The following is a 22,282-nucleotide window of genomic DNA, read 5'->3' on the forward strand; positions in this document are numbered from 1 at the left end:
GCTCAGCCCTCGTCGGCGGGCAGGATGCCCGGGTTGAGGATCCCGGCCGGATCGAAGCTCGCTTTGATCCGGCGGAGCAGCGCGATCTTCGCCGGGTCCTCGAGCTCGAGGTAGTACTCCGACCGGGTCTTGCCGATGCCGTGTTCGCCGGAGATCGCTCCCCCCAACTCCATGCCGACCGCGAAGATCTCGGTCAGGAGCTGCTTCCGTTTCCCGGCGTCGGGGCAGAAGAGGCCGAGGTGGACGTTGCCGTCCCCGGCATGCCCACATCCGACCACGGTCGCGCCGACGGCGAGCGCGAGGTCCTGGGTCCTGCGGAGGAACCTCGGCATCTCGTTCCGCGGGACCACGACGTCGATGATGTCGTCGACCCCGACCGCCTTGGCGGTCCAGAAGGACTTCTCGCGCGCCTCGACCAGCATGCGGGCGGCAGCCCCGTCGAGCACGTAGCCGTCCATCGCACCGCCGTCGAGGATCAGCCCGGCGAGCTCCTCGACGTCGGCCTCCAGACGCTCCTTGTCACGGCTCTCGAGCGCCACCATCAGGTAGGCGGCCGCGGTGTCGCGGACGGTCTCGGGGATGCCGAGGTCAAGTTTGATGAAGTCGCTGATCGCGGCGAGCGTCCGGTCATCGATGTATTCCACGATGTGGGGGCCGAGGCCACTGGCGATGATCTTCGGTACGACCCGCAGCCCCTCCTCGACGGTCCCGAACGGCGCGAGCACCGTGGCTCCGTACGGCAGCCGTGGGTGGAGCTTGACGATGACCTCGGTGGCGATGGCGAGGCTTCCCTCGGAGCCGATGATCAGCTGGGTCAGATCGTAGCCGGAGGAGATCTTGGAAATCCTGCCTCCGGTCCGGATGAGCTCACCGGACGGCAGCGCAGCCTGCAGCCCCAGGACGTTGTGCCGCGTCACGCCATACTTCACGGCCCGCATGCCGCCCGCGTTGGTGCCTACGTTGCCGCCCACCGTCGCGCTCAGCTCACCGGGGTAGACGGTGTAGCTGAGGCCGGCGGCCGCGGTCTGCTCGTCCAGGTCGGAGAGGGTGACGCCGGGCTGGACGACGGCGACGTGGTTATCGGTGTCGATCTCAAGGACGGCGTTCATGCGCTCGAAGGAGATCACCAGCCCGTCCGGGCATGGCCGAGCCGCACCCGAGAGGCCGGTGGCCGAGCCGCGCGCCGTGACCGGCACGCTGTGCTCGCTCGCGCACAACAACAGCGCCGCCACTTCCTCAGCGGTGCCGGGCCGGGCCAGATAGGCAGGCGGCTGCGGAACGGCCGTCAATGCCTCGTCGTGTGCGTAGTCCTCGGGGATCATCTCGCCCACAAGGAGATTGGTCCGCCCGACAATGTCCGCGAATCGCTCGGCAACGTTGTCCATCGAGCGTCCTTCCTCTTCCCGGTGTCGACGTCTTGACGTCTGACGAAGTCCAGGTGACGGACCTCACAAGAGGAACCTAGGAACTCGAGTGCCACGAATCGTCCCACCGGCCGGGGACACTCTCTCCCCCGAACAGGGGACTCAATCCTGGGGTGATCGACCCCGAACCCCTTTCGCCAAAGGGGATGGCGGACTCACCGCGACGCGCGCCGAGGGTCTCCGAAGCTGAGCTCAGGCAACCGCCACCGATTTCGCCACGAGTGCGATGCTCGCGGCCCCGGCCAGCCGCAGTGGGCTGGGAACCACAGGATCCGCTCCGACGAACTCGATGCGCCCGCCGCTGTCCGCCCGTCGCAGGCCGACGCCGGCCAAGACCTCGTCGAGCGCTGATTCGATGTCGTACGCCGCGGAGGATGCCGGAGCGGCGATGGCATTGCGGATTCGTGCTTCGAGCGCGCTTGGCAGCATGCCGAAGACTCAGGCGAAGTAGCGGGCGAGTGACGTGACGACCGCGGCCGGGCGGTCCGACCCGTCGATCTCGATCGTGCTCTCCAGCCTCAGCTGGACGGCGCTCTCGACTCGCCTGGCCTCCGCGAGCCGCGCCGTGGCACGGATCCGGGAACCCTCGAGGACCGGGCTGATGAACCGCACCCGATCCAGACCGTAGTTCACCGCGAAGGATACGTTCTCGACGCGGTACAGCCGGGTCGTGAGCTCGGCGAGCAGCGACAGGGTCAGGTAGCCGTGTGCGATCGTCCGCCCGAAGGGGCTCGAGGCGGCGCGGACCGGGTCGACGTGGATCCATTGATGGTCTCCGGTCACGTCAGCGAATCCGTCGATGCGCTGCTGGTCCACCAGGATCCAGTCACTGGCTCCGAGATCCTCTCCTGCGGAGTCGACCAGATCGGTCAGGCCATCGAACACCCGCATGTGCCGCTTCCTTCCTCGTCATCATCTGGTCGAGCCGGGAGCGCTGGGCCCGACCCGGTCGGGCCCAGCGTGTCCATTGCGTGACCCGGTCACTGAGGCTGCTGAGCCAGTTCCTTCGGTTTGCCGTTGACGAACTGGAACGCCACCAGCGACTTGCTGAAGCCGTCGCGCCCGTCGCCGAAGTTGATCAGCGCTCCCTCCTTGCCGGCGGCGCCGGCGAAGGGCGTGATGGCGTCGATCGCCTTGGCGAGCTTGTCTCCGTCGGTGTCGCCGCCGGTCGCGTCGAGTCCCTTCTTCAGCACGGTGAAGGCGTCCCAGGTGGCGCCGTCCTGCTCGGCCAGCCCGAGTGCGAGATCGTCCGCGCTACCGCCGTACTCGGTGGCGTATGCCTTGATGAACTGCTGGTACTCAGGCTTGGACGGCTGCTGGTTGGCGAGCGTGTAGATCGCCGGCAGCCTGGTGTAGGCGTCGCCGCCGATCTTCAGGGCGTCCGGCGCGATCAGCGAGCCGAACCCGACGACCGGCACCGTCACTCCGGCCTCCGTCATCGTCTTGAGCATGAGACCCGCGTCAGCCGCCGCCGACCCGATGTGGACGACAGCGTCGGGGTGCTCGCTCTTCAGCTGCGTCACGGTTGAGGTCAGGTCGGTCGCGCCGAGCGTGTAGTGGACGGTCTCACCCGGGTCCATGCCCGCGCGCTTCGCCGAATCAACGATGGGCTGCCACAGCGTCGACCCGGTCGGTCCGTCGTCGGCGGTCACCACGGGGTGCTTGTAGCCGAGCGACTTCAGCAGGTCGATCATCTGGACCGGATAGTCGCTCTGGTCGACCGTGGTGCGGAACGTGTACTTCGCGCCGTCCATCAGCGCGGGCGAGATCGTTGACGAGTTGATGAAGACGACCTTCCGCGGCTCGAGGAGCTTGCGGATGGCGAGTCCTTCGATGCTGGTGTAGCCGCCCATCATGACCTCGGCCTTGTCCACCGTGATTGCCCGCTGGGCGACCTTGGCCGACTCGTCGGCGGTGAGCTTGTCGTCGTACACCTTGAGCGAGAGCTGCCGACCGCCTGCGCCGCCGGCGGCGTTGATCGTCTTCACGGCCAGCTTGGCGGTGTTGACCATCTGCTCGGCCACGCCGGCGTTGCCGCTGGTGAGCGGGGCGGCAAAGCCGATGACCAGAGGCTTGCCGCCGCCGCTCGATGCGTTGCCGTCGTCATTGGAGCCGCAAGCGGCAAGCGACATTGCGGCGGTCAGCGCCAAGGCGCCGACGCTGATGAGATACCTGAACTGCACGAGATGCTCCTTGGCGGAAGAGAGTCAGATGCCAGATTACTTAACATGCCTAAGTATTAGGGTTGCCGGAGGCACTGCTGAACGGAGTGAAGCGATGGACCGCCGGGAACGTCCGGTGGTCGCCGACGGTCGCGGGCTCAGCCGGAAGTGGGCTGAGGCCGCCACTGGGGAAGGCCGATCCCGTCGGCGATCCGCAGCTGGTAGGCCTGCACGCGCTGGCCGATGTGAACCTCGTCCACGGGGCAGTCGGTGACGTTTCCCATCATCCTGGGCCCTTCGTCGAGGTCGACGAGCGCGATGACGTACGGCGCCTCCTCGTCGAACCCGGGCATGCCGGCCTGCCGGACGACGGTGAAGGTGTAGATGGTGCCTCGCCCGCTGGCCGCCTCCCATTCGGGCGTCGCCGCACACGTGCGGCAGACGAGACGGGGGTAATGCTGCGTGGTGCCGCAGGACGGGCAGCGCTGGATCAGCAGCGTTCCGTCGTAGGCCGCCCGGAAGTAGGTGGTGCTGACCGGGTCGAGATCGGGGACCGGCTTCACCCACGTGTCGGTGACGTCGACGATCTCGAGGGTTCGCTGCTGGCCGCGGATGTTTTCCGAGGTCATCTGTCTCACCTGTGCTTTCCGAGGATCGTGACCCCGATCGTCGAGAACCAGCCACCGGATCCGGCGGCAAGCGCCACCTCGCAGTCCGGGACCTGCACCGCGCCGGCCTGCCCGCGCAGTTGCCGGACGGCCTCGATGAGCAGGAAGATGCCGCGAAGTCCCGGATGGCAGGCCGACAGACCGCCGCCATCCGTGTTGATCGGCAACCTGCCACCCAGACGCAGGTTGCCCTCTTCGGCGAACGGTCCCCCCTCGCCCGGCTTGCAGAAGCCGAGGCTCTCCAGCAGCAGGATGACCGTGATGGTGAAACTGTCGTAGAGCATGGCCATGTCCACGTCGTCCGGGCTCAACCCCGCCCGCGCGAACGCATCCGGCCCCGATCGCGCCCCAGCCGTCGTGGTCACGGTCGGCGCCTGCGAGATGTTCCAGTGATTCTGACGGGCCGCCGTCCCCAGGATCGAGACGAACGGCTGCTTGAGGTCGCGAGCGCGCTCCTCGGTGGTCACGATGACCGCCCCGCCGCCATCGGTGATCGCGCAACAGTCGAACAGGTGCAGGGGATCGGCGATCATACGCGAGCTCAGGACGTCACCGACCGTCAGCGGTTTGCGATAGATGGCCTGAGGATTGTGGGCGGCGTGCTCGCGGACCGCGACAGCGACGCTCGCAAGCTGCTCCGGAGTGGTGCCGTACTCGTACATGTGGCGCTGAGCGGCCATCGCATAGGCCGCGACGGTCGTCTTGCCGTATGGCTCCTCGTAGGCCGCACCGCCGACCGGCTTGCGCCCGTACGCCGTACCGAGGCTTCGCCCCATCCGCGTGAGCAGGTCGCTGCCGTAGGTCAGGAGGATCGTGTTCGCCATGCCGGATCTGATCGCGGCCTCGGCATGCTGCACCTGGAACTCGTACGCCGATCCGCCGGTGTACGTGCCCTCGATCCATCGCGGATCGAGGCCGAGGTACTCCGCGGTCTCCGGCAGGTCGACGCCTGGGACACCGGGAATCCAGGCCTCGGCGCACCCGAACCCGTCGATGTCATCCTTGCTGAGCCCGGAGTCGGCCAACGCTCGTTGCATGGCCTGGCCCTGATGCCCGAGCGCGTCGAGGTGCGGCGCCTTGGGGCCATCGGACAATCCGATGCCGGCGATGACCGGGGTTCGGTCAGGACGTGTCACAGGTCAGCTCCTCTTGTGGTTACGCAGAACGATGTGTTACGGCGGACGGCGGTCGTCGCGAATCAGCGCAGGCTGCGCAGCTCGTGCTTCTGCACCTTGCCCGAGGCGGTCCGGGGCAGTTCCGGGAGCACGCGCCACGAGGTGGGGATCTTCTGCTTGGCGAGTTTGGCCTGATCCAGGTACGCCGCCATCTCGGCGTCGCCGGGCCACTCCTGGCCGGCAGCCAGGGTGACGAATGCTCCGACGACCTCGCCGAGCCGCTCATCGGGCAGCCCGACGACGGCCGCCATCTCGACGGCGGGGTGCCGCTGGACGAGTTCCTCGATGTCGCGCGCGGAGAACTTCTCGCCCGCGCGGTTGATGATGTCCTTGGTACGACCCGTGACGCGCACGAGGCCGCGCTCGTCGACCCTCCCGAGGTCGCCGGTGTAGAACCAGCCCTCGTCATCCATCTGCTCCCGGGTGATCACCGGATCGGTGTAGCCGATGAGAGCCTGCGGGCCACGGATCCGCAGTTCGCCCTCCTCACCCGGGGGAAGCAACCGGCGCTCCGGATCGACCGCCTGGATCTCGCTGCCGGGAACGATGGCACCGTCGTACTCGGCCCTGATGTCGAGCGGCTCGGTCGGCGCGACCCACGAGACTCCCCCACCGGTCTCGGTCATGCCGTAGCCGCGCAGCGCCGTGATCCCGACCTCCGCCGCCTCCCGGATCAGGTCGGGCGCGGTCGGGGCACCCCCGGACATGAAAACGGTGATGGGGTGCCCGGTCCCGATGCCGTCGCGATGAGCCGCGACCAGGTCGTGGAGGAAGACCGAGGCGGCGGTGGTGAAGGTGCAACGCTCGCGCTCGATGATGCGCGCCGCCTCGGCACCGTTCCAGGTCGGCATCACGACGATCTTGGCGCCCATGGACGCGGGCCAGACGACGCCGGCATTGAAGCCGGCAAGGTGCGAGAGCGGCGAGGCGCAGAAGAACACATCGTTCGCGCTCAGCGACATCGTGTGGCGGATGCTGCGCGCGTTCGACACGAACCCCTGACCCGTGAGCGCAACGCCCTTCGGCGCCGAAGTCGTCCCTGACGTGTACAGCATCAGGCAGCACTTGTCGGGCTCGAGCGGGTCCGGGAGGGAGACCGGCGGCCGCGGGTCATCCCGCCGCGGGAAGGGGCGCCAGCCGGGGCGCGGTCCGCTCATACCGACGCAGAAGCGTGCGACCGGTCCCCACGATGCGCCGTCAAGGATGCCGTCGAGTTCGTCGGCAGGACGCCGGCCGCGATTCTCGGCGATCGAGATCACCGCTCGTGGCTTGCAGTCGTTCACGATGTGTGCCATCTCGTGCTCGCGGTAGATCGGCACAACCGGGACGTTGACCGCGCCGATGCGGAAGGCCGCCACCTGGCCCAGCAGCGCTTCGGCCAGGTTCGGCAGCTGGATGAGGACGCGGTCGCCACGGACCACCCCGGCTTCGACCAGGTGCGCGGCGAGCACATCGGCCCAGGCGGCGAACTCGCCGTAGGTCAGCCGGAGGTCGCCGATCACGAGGAACTCGCGATCCGGAGTGCGCTCGGCAACGTCGAACACCCACCACCCGAGGCGCTCGGACGTCCAGTATCCATGGTCGCGGTAGTAGGCCTCGCGGTCGGCCTTTGTCGCCGGCCCGGGAGCAGACATACTCATTCCATTCCTCTCGTCGCGAACGGTGCGGGACGGCAGGAGATCTCTGTTACGAGGACGTGACGCGCCTCACTCATTAGTTAGCCATGTATAACATCGGTGATGAGCTGGCGCAACGACCCGGTAATCTCTTTACATGGCTAAGCAGATGTGTTTCAGTGCCGATGATCACACGCGGAACACCCCCCAGGCCGAGCCGCACCAGCACGGAGAAAAGGGACAGTCATGGACGAACTGCAGGGAAAGGTCGCCGTCGTCACCGGCGCCGGCCAGGGCATCGGACGCGCCGAAGCGAGATCGCTCGCCCGGGCGGGCGCCCATGTGATCGTGAACGACGTGGGCCGGAGGCCGGACGGCCGATCCGCCGCCGATGACGCCGTCGAGGAGATTCGCGCGGCCGGGGGCAGCGCCGAGCCCAACACGGACGACATCTCCACCTGGGACGGCGCCGAGCGGCTGATCGGCCAGGCGGTCAGCGTCAACGGCAAGCTCGACGCCCTGGTCTGCAATGCCGGGATCATCCGAGACCGCACCATCGTCAACATCTCCGAGGCCGAGTGGGACGCGGTGATGGCCGTCCACCTCAAGGGGCACGCCGGTCCGCTGCACTTCGCGGCGGCGCATTGGAAGGCGCTGTACCAGGAGTCCGGGGAGCAGGTCGACGCAACGGTGGTGACGACCTCCTCGGAGGCCGGGCTCTACGGCAACTTCGGACAGGTCAACTACTCGGCCGCCAAGGCCGGCATCGTCGCTCTCACCCAGGTCGCGGCGCGCGAGCTCGCACGGTACGGCGTGCGCGCCAACTCGATCTGCCCACGCGCACGGACGGCCATGACAGAAGGCGTCGTCGAGGGCATGGAGCCGGCCGAGGGATCGGTCGACGAGTGGGACCCCGAGAGCGTGGCCGCTCTGACGACCTTCCTCGGCTCGGAGTACTCCCGGGGGATCACGGGCCAGGTCTTCGTCGTCCACGGCCCGACCGTGTCCCGCATGCGGGAGTGGACGCCGGCGGACGAGATCACCGGCGACAAGGCACTGCGGCTGGCGGACATCATCGCCCAGCGCGAACTGCTCGGCTCGGCCGAGGACACCATGCTCGTGGGTTTCGCCGAGGCTTCCGCGAGGTCGGGTCGGATGGCCCAGGCCTGAGCGAGCTCGGTCCGTTCGGCAAAACGGTGGTCGGACCCGTCGGGACCGGCCACCGTTTTCTGTCGCATCCGTCAGCCTTCGACGATGATGGCCGCGGCCGGGCACCCGGCCGCGGCCGCCACAGCGGCCTCGCGGTCGCCGCCGCTGACCCGATCCCGCAGGACGATCACCGCACCCTCGCCGTCCAGGTCGAAGAGTGAGGGCGCCACGATCGTGCAGTTCCCGGAACCGACGCAGACATCCGGGTCCGCAACGACGATCGCCTGGTCGTTCTCGGTCATATTTCTCCTCCAACCATCTGCTCACCACTCCTCATTTTCCTTAGCCATGTTAAGTTACGCGTCAACGGTCACACTCAGGCTGTCCGCACCGCCGACGCAACGACCGCGCGGGTGGCTTCCGCCGCGAGTCGCGCCGCGTCCAGGGTCGGCCGTCGCCAGAGCTCGTCGGAGTACACCTCGATCGAAAGCGGTGCATCGACGCCTGGCCTGTCGAGGGCCGTCACGAACGAGCGCAGGTCCAAGTCGCCGTGGCCCGGCAGGACCCGGTGGTGAACGGCGTCGACCATTCGGTCGGGGTCGACGGGTGGGATCGGTCCGTCGTTGAACTGAACCATGAAGACTCGCCCCGCCGGCACCGTCCGCAACAGCTCGAGGTCCGGCCGGCCACGGAAGAAGTGCCAACTGTCGATGCACAGTCCGCCGTTGTCGCGGTTCGCGCCGGTCACGACAGCTAGCCCGGTCGCGAGGTCCGGGATGCTGCTGTAGGGAACGAACTCCAGCGCCACCCGCAGCCCGTGGCCGGCCGCCCGGTCGCACAGGCTCCCGAAGGCTTCGGCCACCTCCGCTCCGATCGGCCGGTCGTCGAAGGTGCCGACCGTCTGCACGAACGGCACCCCGAATGTGTCGGCCAGGTGGAACGCGATCCGCTCGATCTCCGGGTCGGCGTAGACCAGGCCCGGACGGCTTGGGACGCCGGCCGGTCCGGGCACGCCGTGGAAACCGAACAGGACCTCGACTTCGTTGATCCGCACATCCCATTCGGCGAGGACCGCGGCAAGGTCACGATCCTTCCATCCGTCCGCCAGCAGGGCCTGGTAGTAGGGAATGGCGAGGCCGATCCCGTCGTACCCGGCCTGCCGGGCCGCGGCGACGCGGTCGGGGAACGCAGCGTTGCGAACGGTGCCCCAGGCCAGGACCAGCCGCGGGGCGCGAGCGAAGGTCGACGACGATGTCACCGGCTACTCCTCGCGCCGACCGGCACGCGCGAGAATCGCGCGGGCGATCCCGGCCGCGCGCCGAGCTCGGCGGCGGGGTCGGGAGCCCCGAGGGAGCGCGCTGAGGCGATCATCGGGCGGAGCCCGACAGATCGGGCAGCACCCGTCGCTCCACGAGCGTCCTCAGCGCGTCGCGGAAGGTCACCTCGGTGTCGTAGACCCGGGTGTAGCCCGCCTGTTTGACCTTGACCGTGCTTACCAGCGCCGGTGGTGGCGTGGACGTCAGGCCGTAGCCGAAGGTGTAGTCGGCGTACTGGTGGGACTGGCCGAGGACGTCAAGCAGCGAGAGCGCCCGAAGCCGGTGCTTGGTGACGATGTCCTCCCAGGCACCGGCCAGGCGGGGAAGCTCATCGGCCAGGCTCATCGGCCGGGGCTCGGCGCACGGCACTCCCATCGCGTCGGCCAGGGCCGGCCAGAGCTCCTGCCAGGAGAACACCTCTCCGTTGGTCAGGTTGAAATGCTCACCCCAGGCTGCCGGCGAGGTCGCCGCCCATACCAGCGCACCTGCCACCAGCCGCGCGTCCACGACCTGGCGGACCGGATGGATCGTGCCGCCCGGGAAGCCGAAGGGGATACCGGTCGCAACACTGAGCGCGGCGAACGCACCGATCACCGGAGGCGTGCAGTAGGCGACGCCGTACGCCGGTCCGACCACCTGGACGGGCCGGAAGATGGTCCAGTCGAACGCGTGGCGATCGGCCAGCTCCCGAAGCAGGTCCTCCTGGTGCCAGTAGAAGTTCTCATGTCGGTCACGTGGCGCCCGCTCGCGCGCCGGGATGGGGATCGGATGCAGGTGAGCGCCGTACGCCTTCGTGCCCTGCATCACGGTGGCGTGCCGCAGCCCGCCCTCGGCGGCCAGCGGAGCGAGGACGTTCCCGAGCATTGCCCGGTTGGTCGTCATCTGCTCGGGGTCGGACCAGCCGGCGACGAGTTCCGGCTTCTCGTAGGCCGCCGCGTAGACGAGATGGGTTGGCCGTGGCCTCAGCGCGGCAACGGCGTCCCGGGTCGCGGCCGCATCCGTCAGGTCCACCGGCACGTGCTCGAATCGCGCCGAGCGGTCCACCTCGGGAGCGCGCCGCGAGAACGCGACCACGTGCCAGCCTTCGGCGGCGAAAGCGGCGACCGCCGCGGTTCCTATGAGCCCGCTGGCACCGGCGACCAGCACTCGTCCGGCATTCATCATGTCTCCTTTACGCCGGTCGGAGAAGAAGATCGGGCTGATCGGGTTGAGCGCCGCTTGCCGACACCCCTGCGCCGGAGTCTCCCCGGCGCAGCGGTGCACCCGATGCCATCGGGCCGCCGGCTCAGAAGGGAGGAAGCAGTTCGACGTCCTGCGGAGCGCTCACGAAGTAGCGCTCGACCAGGCGTCGAGCAAGCTTCCAGACGCCCGAGCGACGCTCGTAGATGTCGTGGTACGTGCAGGCGACCCAGCTGATCCTGCCGTCCGGATGCACGCACACGGCGATGGCGTCGCTGCGACCGGTCGCACGATCTGCGTTCTCGAAGCGGGCGGTGTGGTTGGTGGTCCAGTGGTAGGTCTCCTTCCACACCTTGCCGATGACCTCCTGCGAACGACGGATCTCCGCCGTGCCGCGGAAATCGCCGCGCCCGCCCGGGATGAGGTACTCGGCGTCGTCGTGCCAGATGCTCATGAAGCGGTCGATGTCGCGACGGTCGGTGCCCTCGCAGTAGCCGGCAATGATGTCGGCGATCGCGGTCCGGCTCTCGATCTCGTCGATCCGCTCCTCGAGGGATCGGCTCTTGATGCTGGATGTCATGGCGCTCAGCCCTCGACCCGCGGCTTGGTCCGGAACTTGTCGGGGTAGCTGTCGGGCAGGTCCTCTTCGGCCAGCGGGACGATGTGGTGGTCGAGGACGTAGCGGTCCTCGCCGGTGGCCTTGTCATCCTCGTTGAACTTCCAGAAGACGATGGTCCGGGCCGAGAGCACGTAGAAGGGGCTCGCGGGCGAGCTGTCGTCAACGAAGCCCATCTTCCGCGCGACCCCGGCAGTCAGGATCTGCCGGAAGGTGCCCTCGGTGACGATGTCGTAGTCGCTGACCACCACGCGGGTCTTCTTCGACTCGATGACATACGAGCCGTTGTTCACCATCTCGGTGTAGTTGGCCCGAACCTCGTCCATGCCCTTCGGACCGGTGTCTCCCTTGACGTTACCGAAAACGCCGTACTCGTGATACTGCGGGTCGTCCGACAGCGTCGGCAGAACCATGTCCAGATCCGCCAGCACCTCGCCCTTGGAGTGGTGGACGACCGTCTCGAGATGCTTGAGCTGCAGCGGCGTCTTGGCCTTGTGCATGTGCTCCTCGAAGCTGGTGTAGGTCAGCTCCGGCCTGAAGTCCTCCACTATCTCTCCCCTCGGGGATACGTGACCGTCGTGTGACGGTCGCAACAATTTATCTAACCATGTGAAACAAAACTAATCGCCGAGCCAGGCATCTGCAAGGGCGTTCGGCGAACGAGTCCAGATGTCCGCGAACCCGGCCGACCGGGGCATCTCCCTCGGCGCGGCCGTGACACACTGGGCCGTGTGCGCGCATGGCGTCCCGAAGCTTGGCAGGCGCATACTTAGCGGAGCGAAGTTCATGGGGGCGAAGGCCCAGATTCGGGGTAGGGATGACGACGACCACCGGCGGCTCAATCGACGGCGTCAGGCACAAGCACGCCATCCGCCGCGAGGACCTGACCCGCCTGCGGATGACGCTTGGCCGCCTCGGACGTGTCCTGCGGCAGCAGAATGACGAAGGTCTGAGCTACGCCCTCATCTCGCTACTGTTCAACATCGGGCGCAACCAGCCGGTTTCCGCCGGCGAGCTCGCCGCATCGGAGGGGGTCTCCCCGCCCTCGGTGACCCGATCACTCAACCGCCTTATCGAGCTCGGCTACGTCTCACGCACCGCGGACCCCGCCGACCGCCGAGCCGCCCTGATCGAGCTGACGCCGAGCGGTGTCCAAGAGCGTCAGAAGTTGTTGAAGAGCCGCGAGGTGTGGCTCGAGGAACATCTCGCCCGACTCGACGGCACGGAGCTCTACAGCCTGCTCGCCGCGTTGCCCGCCCTTGAGCGGCTTTGCGATCCCGAGCTCCCGCGCCAGCCCTGACCGGCAGCGGTGATCAGCGGATCTCGATGTCCTTGCGGGAGCGCACCAAGGCCCGCTCGGCGCCCTCATCACGCACCTGACGCAGGAAATTGAACTCGTCCGGCTGGAAGTGGATGTTGCTCAGGGAAGCGCCGACGACGGTGGTCGCCGCGAACGAGAGCCCGATACCGAGCTTCTCCAATGAGGCGAAGACCGCGTACTTCTCCGTGACAATGCCGTCACGCATGATCGACGCACACATGGCGGCGAGTTCCGACGCTCCGTGCGGGGCGGCCTTGTCGACGCGATCGACGAGGCCGTAGTCGAGGGCCGTCGGCGCCGACCATACGACGTTGCAATACATGAGTTCCTTGGCGCGCTTGAGCCCGACCGTGGCGAACAGCAGCGACATGTCGCCGTCCACCCCGATGTTGTGCCATCGCGGGGAGCCGAAGGTCGCGTCCTCGCCGGCGACCACCAGATCCGCGCACAACACCAAGTAGAGCCCGGTGTCCCAGCAGCGACCACGAGCCTCGACGATGGTCACCTTCCGGCAGTGCAGCAGCCTCTGGTACAGCCCCGTGCTGCCCCACCACGCGTCGTCCAGGGCGATCAGCCGCGCCCGTTGGCTCGGGTGCTTGCGGACCGCTCCGCCAGGCGCTTCGAGATACTGGCTCCAGGCGTCGGCGGGATCCCAACCGGCACACAGGTCGTCGCCCTCACCGCGAATCAGCACCACCTTCACGTCGTCGTCCTGGTCGACGTCCGCGAGATGGGCCGCGAACTGCGAGGCCATGGCACGGGTCATCAGGTTGCCCGCCGCGGACCGCCGAATGGTGACGGTGGCGATGTAGTTCTCGTGGTCCTTGCTGAGCTCGACCCTGCCCTCGCTCATGCGCCCTCCTCCGTGAGACCGGACCCGACCGCTGTGCGGTGGATCGCGTAGTGGTCGGCCAGGTCGAACTCCCGCCCCACTCCGTGCGCGTCATAGACGGCCTGTTGCAGCATCTTCGACATCGTCACGCCGTCCAACGGCATGCCGAGGACAGCGGCGGTCATCCGCTCCACCTCCGCCTGGAGCCGGCGCGCCGGGACGACCCGGTTGACAAGCCCGATCCGCCCAGCGGTGGCAGCGTCGTAGGTGGTCCCCCGGAGCAACCAGGACTTGGCTCGATTGAGCCTGATCGTCAGTGCCGCGAGGACGAAGTTCGACTCGGGCACATCCAGGAAAGGTGAGCCGAACTCGGCGTCCTCGCTTGCCACCGCGAGGTCGGCGCAGAGCACGAGCGCGCTGCCCGCTCCGTGGCACGCACCGCGCACCTCTGCGACCACGACCTTCTTTGCAAAGCAGGTCGCCTGGTACACCGCGGTCGACGCGGCGAAGGCCCGGTGCCACGTGGTCGGCGCCTCGGCAGCCGACGGGAACCCGGTCGAGACCGCCGGCGCGAAGTCCGGTCCCGTGGCACGCAGCACGATCGCCTTGACGTGGTCGTGGTCCGACGCCTCGATGACGGCGCCGGCGAGTTCGTCCGCGAACGCGGGGTCGTGTGACGTCAGCGGGGCGAAGCTGTCCACCTCGACGTATGCCCGGCCACCGGCTACGCGAAGGTCGACCGGACTCATGCCGTCACCCCCGCGCGGGGATCCGCCGCGCCCTTTCGCTGCTTGTCGGCGTCGAGCGCACCACCGACGCCGACCTCCTTCGCGGTCTTCCAGAAGTCCATCTCGTCCCGACCCGATTGCAGGAAGTGCGACACCAGGAGCCCGGTGATCGAGGGAACACCGGTGTCCATCACGCCCTCCGCGGCGCGAAGTCTCGACTTCAGGTACAGCAGGTGGCCGGGCGGACGGGCAGCGATATCGGCCGCGATCGCCTGGGTGGTCCCGGCAAGCGCGGTTGCCGGCGCGACAGTGTCGACAAGACCAAGACGGTGCGCCTCGGTTCCGCTCATCGGCATCGCGGTGAACCCGGTGCGCCGGGCCGCCTTCATGCCCAGGATCCGGTTGATGTGCACGCTGGCGACCGCACCTGCCGGGCCCAGGAACCGCGCCTCGAGCGCGCCGATCCGCGTGTCCTCGGCGGCCGTCACGACGTCGGCCTTGCACGCGATCATGAAGTAGGCGGCCGCCGCACAGTAGCCGTGCAGCTGCGCGACCGTGACCTTCGGCGAGCGAGAGATTGCCTGACTGAATCCCAGCCGGCCCCACGCCATGTCCGCGCCGTATCGGTATCCGACCGTCAGCGTGCGGCGTCGCTCGTGCGGTCGCTTCTGCCCCCACTCCTCGTTGATCTCGTTGCCGCTGCAGAACGACTTGCCGTTGCCGCGGATCACGATGACGCGCACCCGCGGGTCATCTCCGGCCTGCGCCATGAGGTCGATGATGCGGTCCCGCATCGGGACACTCATGGCGTTGTGTTTCTCGGGGCGATTGAGCGTCAGGTAGGCGATGCCGGAGGCTGCGTCGACCTCGTACAGCACCTGTCCGGCCGCGGCCGCGATGCTCTGCGGAGTTCCGTACTTCACGCGTTGCCCACCTCTTCCGCTCCGTGCGGCCCGCGTGCGAGCCGGGCCTGCTCGACCACGCCGTGGGCCACCAGTTCCTCGATGCGATCCGGGGGAACACCGAGGTCCTTGAGCACGTCGGTGGTATCCGCGCCGAGCTGCGGGGTCCAGCCGCCGACCCGTGCGGGGGTGCCGCTGAGCAGGAACGGGCTGCCGACCGTGCGGACGGTCCCCCAGGTCGCGTCCGGTTGCTCGACGACGAAGCCGTTCGCCAGGACGTCAGGGTCCCGGGCGGCCTCGACGAATGTGTTGACGGGAGCCACGGGTACGCCGTTGTCCCGCATCCGTTCCACCCAGGTGTCCCGGTCGGCGGTCCGGAAGGTCTCCTCGAGGATGGGTTCAAGGACGTCGCGGTGCTGTTCACGGATCCGGCTCTTGGCGAATCGCGGGTCGTCGCGCAGGTCGAGCCGGTCGAGGGCGGTGGTCAGTCCGTGCCACACCTTCTGATCTGTGGCGCCGATGACGACCCAGCGGTCGTCCCCGCAGCGGAAGGCGCCTGAGGTCGACGTCACCCGGCCCGGGGTCCGCTGCACTTCGTCGCCGTGCAGCGCGATGGTGACCTCGGCGGTGTGCATGGCCAGGCAGGATCCGACGAGCGAGCCGTCTACTCGCTGGCCGCGTCCGGTTCGCTCCTTGGCAAGGAGTGCGGTCAGGATGCCCATGGCCAGGAAGACGGCGCCCGCCGAGTCGGCCATTCCGCGACTGGCCAGCCGAGGTGGCCCGTCCGGGGTACGCACGAAATCCGAGACGCCCGAGACCGCCTGAGCGACCATGTCGAACATGGGCTCGGTGCTGCGCGGACCCAGTGGGCCGTATCCCGACGCGGCGGCATAGATGAGCTGCGGGTTTTCCTCACGCAGTGTGTCGTAGCCCAAGCCCAGCTTCTCCATGACGCCGAGGCGGAAGTTCTCCACGACGACATCGCACTCGCGGGCGAGGGCTTTCACGATGTCTCGGCCCTCCGGGGCCGTGATGTCGACGGCGATCGACTTCTTCCCGCGATTGAGGCCCGTGAAGAAGCCCGCGTACCCGTCAGGTGCCTGGCGGAGCCGCCGGTCCCACTCGCCTCCCGGCCGCTCAACCTTGATGACCTCTGCGCCGAGGTCGGCGAGAATGCGGGTCGCGTAGGGACCCTGGAGGAAGCGCGTCAGGTCGACAACCCTGACTCCGGCGAGCGCGCCGGGCCGAATTTCGGGATCATTCATGCGTCCTCCCCAACGGTGGTCGTAACAAGCACGTCCAGCGCCTCCACGCGGCTCCCGCTGATGCGGAGCGGGTTGACTTCCAGGGTGTCCAGATCCGGCCCGACAGACAGGGCGGCCCGGCTGATCGCCACGATGACCCCGCTCAGCGCGTCGAGGTCGGCCGGCCGGCTGCCGCGGGCGCCACGCAGCAGTTCGGCACCCTTGAGCTCCTCGATCATCTGCCGCACCTCGTGCACGCTGACGGGCAGCACGCGCAGTGTGGTGTCCTTGAGAACCTCCACCCAGACGCCGCCGAGGCCGACGGCCAGCACGGGCCCGAAGGTCCGGTCGACGGTGATCCCGACCAGCAGTTCCGGACCGGGCTCCCGCATCGGCGAGACGAGCACGCCGCGGAGGTCGGCGCCGGGAACGTTGCGCGCCACCGTTGCCATGATCGAGTCGTACGTCGTCACCGCGGCCTCGGCGCCTTCCACGCCCAGGACGACCCCGCCGACGTCGGACTTGTGCGCGATCGCCCGCGAGCAGATCTTCATCGCCACGGGGCCGCCGAGCTGCAGCGCCGCGTCGGCGGCCTCGGCCGCGGATCTCACCAGGCGGGCCGGGACGATCGGAACGCCGGCGGCCTCGAGCAGGGCACGCCCCTCGTCCTCGGCCCAGGTCCGGGCCGCCGGGCCGGCGGCGACGACAGCACCCGACGGCTCCTCGGTCGGGCTCACCAGGAGCGAGCTGCGTTGCTCGGCCCACCGCACCACATGGCCGAGCGAAGTGACCGCGAGGTCGACGCCGGGCAGCAGGAAGAGGCTGTTCGCGGAGAGCAGTGACTGGGCGTACGGCGAGACGTCGAGGCAGGTGTTCGAGGAGAGGAAGACCGGCACCGGTGCCGCGGCCACGATCCCGCCGATGATGTTCATCCGGCTCTCGATGAACGTCGGGTCCTCCGGGCGCTCGTCCGGCAGCGGCGTCATCATCGAGAACATGAAGTCGATCCCGGCGTCGTCGACGGCGATCTCCATCAGGTCGTCCTCGGCCTTGGTCGGACGCGGCCTGGCTCGCGCGTGGCCGAAACCGGTGGTGTCGAGCGGGTTGAGGACCGAGGCGAACGCGGGGAGGTGCGCGGCGAGCTTGGACCGGGTGTCCTCCTGCCAGGCCGGCAGCGCGAGGCCGTTGAGCGAGGCGAGGTCGGCGATGATGTTGCAACCGCCGCCCGACGAGGTCACGACGCCCATGCGGCGGCCTTCCGGCAGGCGCGGGCTGTAGCCGAACACCCCGGCGGTCGCGACCAACTCCTCGACGCTCTCGACGCGGACCATGCCTGCCTGCCGGAACGCCGCGTCGACGACGGCGTCGTCGGTGGCCATCGCACCGGTGTGGGCCATCGCCGAGCGCATGCCTGCTTCGCTGCGTCCGGCCTTGTAGACCACGATCGGCTTGCCGGCCCGCAGCGCCTTCGCGCCGAGCTCGAAGAGGCGGTCCGGCTCACGCACGGTCTCGAGGAACAGTGCGATCGCGCGTGTGCTGTCGTCCTCGATCAGATAGTCCAGAACGTCGAGACTGGTCAGCACGGCCGAATTGCCCACCGACGCCCACAGGGTCGATCCCACGCCGTGTGCCTGCGCGAACTGGTACGTCGCCCTCGCCATCGAGCCGCTCTCGAACACGGCGCCGACCGGACCCGGCATGGGTGCGGACTGCGTGGCAACGGCCCAAGGCGCCACGCCGTCCACGGCGTTGATGAACCCGATGGTGTTCGGGCCCATGACGGTCAGGTCGAGCTCGACCGCGCGCTCCGCCAGCCGGCGCTGCCGATCACGTCCCTCGGCTCCGGTCTCCCCGTAGCCGGAGGCGAGGACGACAGCGTTCTTGATGCCGGCAGCGGCGACGTCCTCGAGGATCGGATCGACGCGGTTCGGGCCCACCATGATGTAGGCCATGTCGACGGGCTCGGCGAGGTCGCGCAGGGTCGCGACGGTCGGCCGGCCGAAGATCTCCGCGTACTTGGGGTGGACGAAGCGAACGTCCTTCACGCCGCCACCGAGCTCGATCGCGTTGAGGAGATTCCGCGCCCAGCTGGAGCTTGGCGACGCGCCCACGATCGCGATGCTGCGAATGCCGAAGAAGCGGCGCAGCCGAGCCGGCTCGACAACCGGGCGTCGGGCTGCGTAGTCAACGGTGAGCATGGGGCGTAACTCCTCGAGTGTCGTACGCTTTGCTTAGCATGGTGAAGTATTCTATATCTGTTGAGACTGAGCAAGTGCCGCAGCAGCGGGCCGGCTATCCGAAGTAGGCGGCGTGGAGCTCGGCTCCCCGCAGCGAGGACGGTGTTCCCGTGGCGGCGATCCGTCCGTCGCGAAGGACGATCATCCGCTCGCAAGCGCTGGCCACCCGGTCACTGTTCTGCTCGACAACCAGCATGGAGATGCCCGCGGCCTGCAGTGACCGCAGCGACGAGTAGATCTTCTCGACCACGACCGGTGCGAGACCAAGCGACGGCTCGTCGAGCAGCAGGAGCTTGGGCCGCTGGATGATGGCGCGGGCCAAGGAGAGCATCTGCTGCTCTCCTCCGGACAGCAGACCGGCAAGCTGCGTACGGCGTTCGGCAAGGATCGGAAAGAGCCCGTAGACCAGGTCCTGCACTTCGGCGATCCGGCGTCGCACGGCGCGCCGGCTCAGCCGCATCGTGGAGATCTGCAGGTTCTCCTCGACCGTGAGCGGGCGAAGCACACGATGCCCCTCCGGCAGGATCACGATCCCCTTGCGCACGCTGGCGGCGGTCGACGACCCATTCATCCGGGTACCTCGGAACAAGACCTCCCCCGACCTCGGCTTGAGCCCGCCACTGAGGGCCCGCATCAAGGTCGTCTTCCCGGCGCCGTTCATCCCAACCAGGCCGAGCAGCTCGCCCTCGTCGAGAGTGAAGGAAACGTCATGCAGGACGGGCCGGTGGTCGCCGTAGCCGACGGTCAGGTTGCGTACGTCCAGCAGCGGCGCGCTCATCCCGGGACCCCCAGATAGGCGGAGATGACCTCTTGCTGCGCGAAGACCACGCTGGGCGGCCCTTCGGCGATGACCTGGCCGTGGTCCAGGACATAGATGCGATCACAGGCGCTGGTGATGAGCGGCAGGTTGTGGTCGACCAGGACCACGCCGAGATCCCGGGCACCGAGCGCGCGAACGGTCGCGGCGACCTCCTCGCGTTCGAACTCCGTCAGGCCGGCACCAGGCTCATCGAGCAGCAGGAATGCGGGGTCGAGCATCAGGTTGCGCGCGATCTCGACCAGACGCAGCACGCCGTACGGCTGGCCCCCGGCAAGGCTGTGGGCGCGGTCGGCGAGGGCGAGGCCGGTGAGCAGCGTCATCGCCCGGTCGCGGCCGGCGAGCGCCTGCTTTCGGGCGGCCGGACTCAGCAGCGACTGACGGAACCACCCGACCTTGCCGATGCCGTCTCCGGCGAGCATGACGTTCTCCAGCAGTGTCAGCTCAGGGATGATCTTCGGACTCTGGAACGTCCTGCCGATTCCCGACCGGACGAGGTTCTGCGGAGGCGCGCCGAGAATCTCCTCGTCGCCGAGGCGGATCGAGCCGGTCGCCCGGACATCGCCGGTGATCGCGTTGAGCAGGGTGGTCTTGCCGGCACCGTTCGGGCCGATGAGCCCGACGACCTCGCCGGTCGCGAAGGAGATCGAGACGTCGTTGACCGCCGTGTTGCCGCCGAAGGCGACCGAGATGCCATGCACCGCAACCCGCAGGTCCCGATGCACGGCCTTGACCGAGTCGGCGAGGTTGCGCGTCACGGTCTCCGCGCGAGCGTCGCCACCTCCACCCGGATCATCCAGCTCCAGCTCATCGGTGGACTCGGCCGAATCCGGTCGCCGTCGACGGCCGATCCACTGCATGAGATGGTCCAGCCAGCCGGCGATGCCTCCTCTGGCGAGGACGACGAGCACGAGAATGCCCACGCCGTAGACCAGATCCTGGGCTTGGCTGGTGGCAAGCGAGAGCTCGTCCATCACCAGGATGGCGATGACGCCGAAGACCGGACCGAGGAAGTAGCCGGCGCCGCCGAGGATCGCGGCGAGCAACAGCGCGACCAGGCGGGTGAAACTGAAGGTTTCGAGGTCGATCACCAGCTGGAAGTGGGCGAAAAGGACGCCGGCCAGCCCGGCGAGCGCGCCTGAGAGCGCGAAAGCAACGAGCCGGGTCGAGGCGGGCGAGACACCCACGGCGGCGAGAACGCGGGGGCCCTCGCGCAGCGCGGTCAGCTTGCGCCGCATCGCTGAGCGGTGGATGCGCAGCACGAGCTCGTACGTGAGCCACGCGAAGAACGCGGCGAGCCAGTAGTACGACAGGAAGCCGCCGGTGAGCTCGACACCGAACAACGTCGGCAGCGGAATCGCATAGATGCCGATCGTGCCGCCGCTGAACTGCTTCCAGTTCACCATGATCTCGGCGAGCGCAAGCGCGAACGCGAGCGTCTGGATGGCGAGGAACAGCTCGTTGAGACCCCTCGTCGGAACCGCCACCAGGACAGACAGTGCGGTGGTGACCGCAATCGAGATCACCAGCGCCGGCCAGAAGGGCATCCCGAGCTGGACCTCAAGATAGACGCTGGTGAACGCGCCAAGGCCGTAGGTGATGACAATCGAGAGGTTGAAGATGCCCGCGTACCCGTACACGATGTTGAACGCCGCCGTAAGGATGTAGGCGATAACCGCGGCGGTCGCCAGGTGGACGAAATAGTCGTTGCCACTGGCGATGAGCCCGATGATCACCAGGACCAGTGGCCCGGCGACGTGTTTGGCCCACACCGAGGTCAGCGCCTGGCTCAGTCCGCCGGCCTTGCGGGGGGCACCGCCCACCTTGCGCCCAGTGGCCTTGTCCAGTCCGATGGTGCTCATACGCGCTCTGCCGTTCCGCGGAAGGTGAACAGCCCCGTCGGCCGCACGAGCAACACCAGGGACAGGATCACGAGGAGTGAGGTCAGGTGGTAGCTGGCGGCGATGTGCTGGTCGGTGAACGTCATCACGAAGCCGGCCACGACGGCACCGCCCACCGCACCGAAGAGGCTGCCGAGCCCGCCGATCACGGCACCGACGAGGCTGAGGACGAGCAGGGTCGGTGCCACGTCCACCGAGACGCTGCCGAGGGACGCCTGGAAGATTCCTCCGATGACCAGGCAGGCGCCCGAAACGACCCAGGCAAGCAGCTCGAACCGCATCGTGCGGACGCCGTAGACCTGCGCCAGTTCGTGGTCGAAGGAGACGGCCGCGAGGTTGTGCCCGATCAGCGTCCGGTCGAACAGGAACCACATCACCAGCAGGAGGAGGATCGACAAGCCGATGACCAGCAGCCGCTGCTTCGAGGTCTCGTAGGTGCCGATCGAGATGGACCCATGGATCCAGGGCTGCACGATCGAGGGCTGCCCGCCGAACCAGGTCCGGGTCACGAAGTTGAGGAGCAGGCCGAAGCCGAGCGTTGCGAGGGTGAGGCCGATGACCGGCACGCCCTTGCGCTGCGCGGGCATGATGGCGATCGCGTAGCAGAGAGCGCCCAGGATGCCGCCGGCCGCGATCGTGAGGACGACGCCGGCAGCGCCGTTGCTCGCCCCCCAGGACGCACACGCAGCGCCGGCGAAGACGCAGAAGTTCCCCGCGCCGAAGTTGACAACTCCGCTCACACGGAACACCAGACCGACCGCCAGAACCAGCGGAATCAGCACCGCCGCCTGCGACAAGCCGGCCACGACCAGCGAGATCATGCGCTCTCCTCGTTGCCTCAGCAGTGACCGTACAGAATCCTTCACATCGCTAACTTGCATGAGACTGAGGTCACACGACGTCTTCTGTCAAGGCCCGCGCGGAACCTTCCGCGTTGGTCGGCGTTGCCCCTGCCACCTTTACTTAGCATGGTGTAATGTTCGTCACCGAGCCAC

General features: G+C 68.1%; 22 protein-coding genes. 2 read left to right on the plus strand and 20 right to left on the minus strand.

What is annotated here, in order from left to right; all coding sequences use genetic code 11:
- Positions 1-2 precede the first annotated feature (2 nt).
- From ACQPXD_RS35500 to ACQPXD_RS35530, 7 genes are all read right to left on the minus strand, one after another.
- A complete protein-coding gene (locus tag ACQPXD_RS35500) occupies positions 3-1,385 on the minus strand; it encodes an FAD-binding oxidoreductase (protein WP_432825765.1) in 1,383 nt (460 codons plus the stop codon).
- Between the two features lie 231 nt (positions 1,386-1,616).
- Positions 1,617-1,853 carry a hypothetical protein gene (locus tag ACQPXD_RS35505; protein WP_432825767.1) on the minus strand — a complete coding sequence of 79 codons (237 nt, stop codon included), beginning with the start codon at positions 1,851-1,853 and terminating at the stop codon, positions 1,617-1,619.
- Between the two features lie 9 nt (positions 1,854-1,862).
- A complete protein-coding gene (locus ACQPXD_RS35510) occupies positions 1,863-2,315 on the minus strand; it encodes a MaoC family dehydratase (RefSeq protein WP_432825769.1) in 453 nt (150 codons plus the stop codon).
- A gap of 89 nt (positions 2,316-2,404) precedes the next feature.
- On the minus strand, positions 2,405-3,574 hold the full coding sequence (locus ACQPXD_RS35515; protein ID WP_432825771.1) for an ABC transporter substrate-binding protein: 1,170 nt from the start codon (positions 3,572-3,574) through the stop codon (positions 2,405-2,407).
- Positions 3,575-3,744: 170 nt separating this feature from the next.
- Complete coding sequence (locus tag ACQPXD_RS35520; RefSeq protein WP_432825773.1) at positions 3,745-4,215, minus strand: Zn-ribbon domain-containing OB-fold protein; 471 nt, start codon at positions 4,213-4,215, stop codon at positions 3,745-3,747.
- 5 nt (positions 4,216-4,220) lie between these two features.
- On the minus strand, positions 4,221-5,390 hold the full coding sequence (locus ACQPXD_RS35525; RefSeq protein WP_432825775.1) for a thiolase C-terminal domain-containing protein: 1,170 nt from the start codon (positions 5,388-5,390) through the stop codon (positions 4,221-4,223).
- A gap of 62 nt (positions 5,391-5,452) precedes the next feature.
- Positions 5,453-7,063 (minus strand): class I adenylate-forming enzyme family protein, encoded by a 1,611-nt coding sequence (locus ACQPXD_RS35530; RefSeq protein ID WP_432825777.1) that lies wholly within the window; start codon positions 7,061-7,063, stop codon positions 5,453-5,455.
- 228 nt (positions 7,064-7,291) lie between these two features.
- On the opposite strand from ACQPXD_RS35530, the gene ACQPXD_RS35535 reads away from it, so the two are divergent.
- Entirely contained in the window at positions 7,292-8,215 is a 924-nt protein-coding gene (locus ACQPXD_RS35535; RefSeq protein ID WP_432825779.1) for an SDR family NAD(P)-dependent oxidoreductase, read from the plus strand.
- A 71-nt stretch (positions 8,216-8,286) separates the two neighbouring features.
- Here ACQPXD_RS35535 and ACQPXD_RS35540 read toward each other — a convergent pair whose 3' ends face one another.
- The 5 genes from ACQPXD_RS35540 to ACQPXD_RS35560 form a co-directional block, all read right to left on the minus strand.
- Positions 8,287-8,496 carry a ferredoxin gene (locus ACQPXD_RS35540; protein ID WP_432825781.1) on the minus strand — a complete coding sequence of 70 codons (210 nt, stop codon included), beginning with the start codon at positions 8,494-8,496 and terminating at the stop codon, positions 8,287-8,289.
- A gap of 74 nt (positions 8,497-8,570) precedes the next feature.
- Positions 8,571-9,452, minus strand: coding sequence for a sugar phosphate isomerase/epimerase family protein (locus tag ACQPXD_RS35545; protein WP_432825783.1), 882 nt, complete (start codon positions 9,450-9,452; stop codon positions 8,571-8,573).
- A 109-nt stretch (positions 9,453-9,561) separates the two neighbouring features.
- Positions 9,562-10,773 (minus strand): NAD-dependent epimerase/dehydratase family protein, encoded by a 1,212-nt coding sequence (locus ACQPXD_RS35550; protein WP_432825785.1) that lies wholly within the window; start codon positions 10,771-10,773, stop codon positions 9,562-9,564.
- 22 nt (positions 10,774-10,795) lie between these two features.
- Positions 10,796-11,269 (minus strand): nuclear transport factor 2 family protein, encoded by a 474-nt coding sequence (locus ACQPXD_RS35555; RefSeq protein WP_432825787.1) that lies wholly within the window; start codon positions 11,267-11,269, stop codon positions 10,796-10,798.
- 5 nt (positions 11,270-11,274) lie between these two features.
- Complete coding sequence (locus ACQPXD_RS35560; protein ID WP_432825789.1) at positions 11,275-11,853, minus strand: hypothetical protein; 579 nt, start codon at positions 11,851-11,853, stop codon at positions 11,275-11,277.
- Positions 11,854-12,122: 269 nt separating this feature from the next.
- Here ACQPXD_RS35560 and ACQPXD_RS35565 point away from each other — a divergent pair, with 269 nt between their 5' ends.
- Positions 12,123-12,605, plus strand: a complete 483-nt coding sequence (locus ACQPXD_RS35565) for a MarR family winged helix-turn-helix transcriptional regulator (RefSeq protein ID WP_432825791.1) — start codon at positions 12,123-12,125, stop codon at positions 12,603-12,605.
- Between the two features lie 13 nt (positions 12,606-12,618).
- Here the strand turns inward: ACQPXD_RS35565 and ACQPXD_RS35570 are convergent, their stop codons facing one another.
- The 8 genes from ACQPXD_RS35570 to ACQPXD_RS35605 all read right to left on the minus strand — a co-directional run bounded on the left by ACQPXD_RS35570 (position 12,619) and on the right by ACQPXD_RS35605 (position 22,108).
- On the minus strand, positions 12,619-13,479 hold the full coding sequence (locus tag ACQPXD_RS35570; RefSeq protein WP_432825793.1) for an enoyl-CoA hydratase/isomerase family protein: 861 nt from the start codon (positions 13,477-13,479) through the stop codon (positions 12,619-12,621).
- The gene (locus tag ACQPXD_RS35575; RefSeq protein ID WP_432825795.1) at positions 13,476-14,159 is read right to left on the minus strand and encodes an enoyl-CoA hydratase/isomerase family protein; all 684 of its coding nucleotides are present in this window, start codon (positions 14,157-14,159) and stop codon (positions 13,476-13,478) included. The genes ACQPXD_RS35570 and ACQPXD_RS35575 overlap by 4 nt, the downstream gene beginning before the upstream one ends.
- 44 nt (positions 14,160-14,203) lie before the next feature.
- Complete coding sequence (locus ACQPXD_RS35580; protein ID WP_432825797.1) at positions 14,204-15,109, minus strand: enoyl-CoA hydratase/isomerase family protein; 906 nt, start codon at positions 15,107-15,109, stop codon at positions 14,204-14,206.
- Positions 15,106-16,353, minus strand: coding sequence for a CaiB/BaiF CoA transferase family protein (locus ACQPXD_RS35585; protein ID WP_432825799.1), 1,248 nt, complete (start codon positions 16,351-16,353; stop codon positions 15,106-15,108). Before ACQPXD_RS35585 ends, ACQPXD_RS35580 begins: the two co-directional genes overlap by 4 nt.
- Positions 16,350-18,530 carry an acetate--CoA ligase family protein gene (locus ACQPXD_RS35590; RefSeq protein ID WP_432825801.1) on the minus strand — a complete coding sequence of 727 codons (2,181 nt, stop codon included), beginning with the start codon at positions 18,528-18,530 and terminating at the stop codon, positions 16,350-16,352. Before ACQPXD_RS35590 ends, ACQPXD_RS35585 begins: the two co-directional genes overlap by 4 nt.
- Before the next feature lie 94 nt (positions 18,531-18,624).
- Positions 18,625-19,347, minus strand: a complete 723-nt coding sequence (locus ACQPXD_RS35595) for an ABC transporter ATP-binding protein (protein ID WP_432825803.1) — start codon at positions 19,345-19,347, stop codon at positions 18,625-18,627.
- Positions 19,344-21,248: a branched-chain amino acid ABC transporter ATP-binding protein/permease gene (locus ACQPXD_RS35600; protein WP_432825805.1), complete on the minus strand. Its 1,905-nt coding sequence runs from the start codon at positions 21,246-21,248 to the stop codon at positions 19,344-19,346. The genes ACQPXD_RS35595 and ACQPXD_RS35600 overlap by 4 nt, the downstream gene beginning before the upstream one ends.
- Positions 21,245-22,108, minus strand: coding sequence for a branched-chain amino acid ABC transporter permease (locus ACQPXD_RS35605; RefSeq protein ID WP_432825807.1), 864 nt, complete (start codon positions 22,106-22,108; stop codon positions 21,245-21,247). The genes ACQPXD_RS35600 and ACQPXD_RS35605 overlap by 4 nt, the downstream gene beginning before the upstream one ends.
- Positions 22,109-22,282: the final 174 nt, after the last annotated feature.

The sequence above is a fragment of the Dactylosporangium sp. CA-092794 genome (genome assembly GCF_050948465.1).
Classification (GTDB): Bacteria; Actinomycetota; Actinomycetes; order Mycobacteriales; family Micromonosporaceae; genus Dactylosporangium.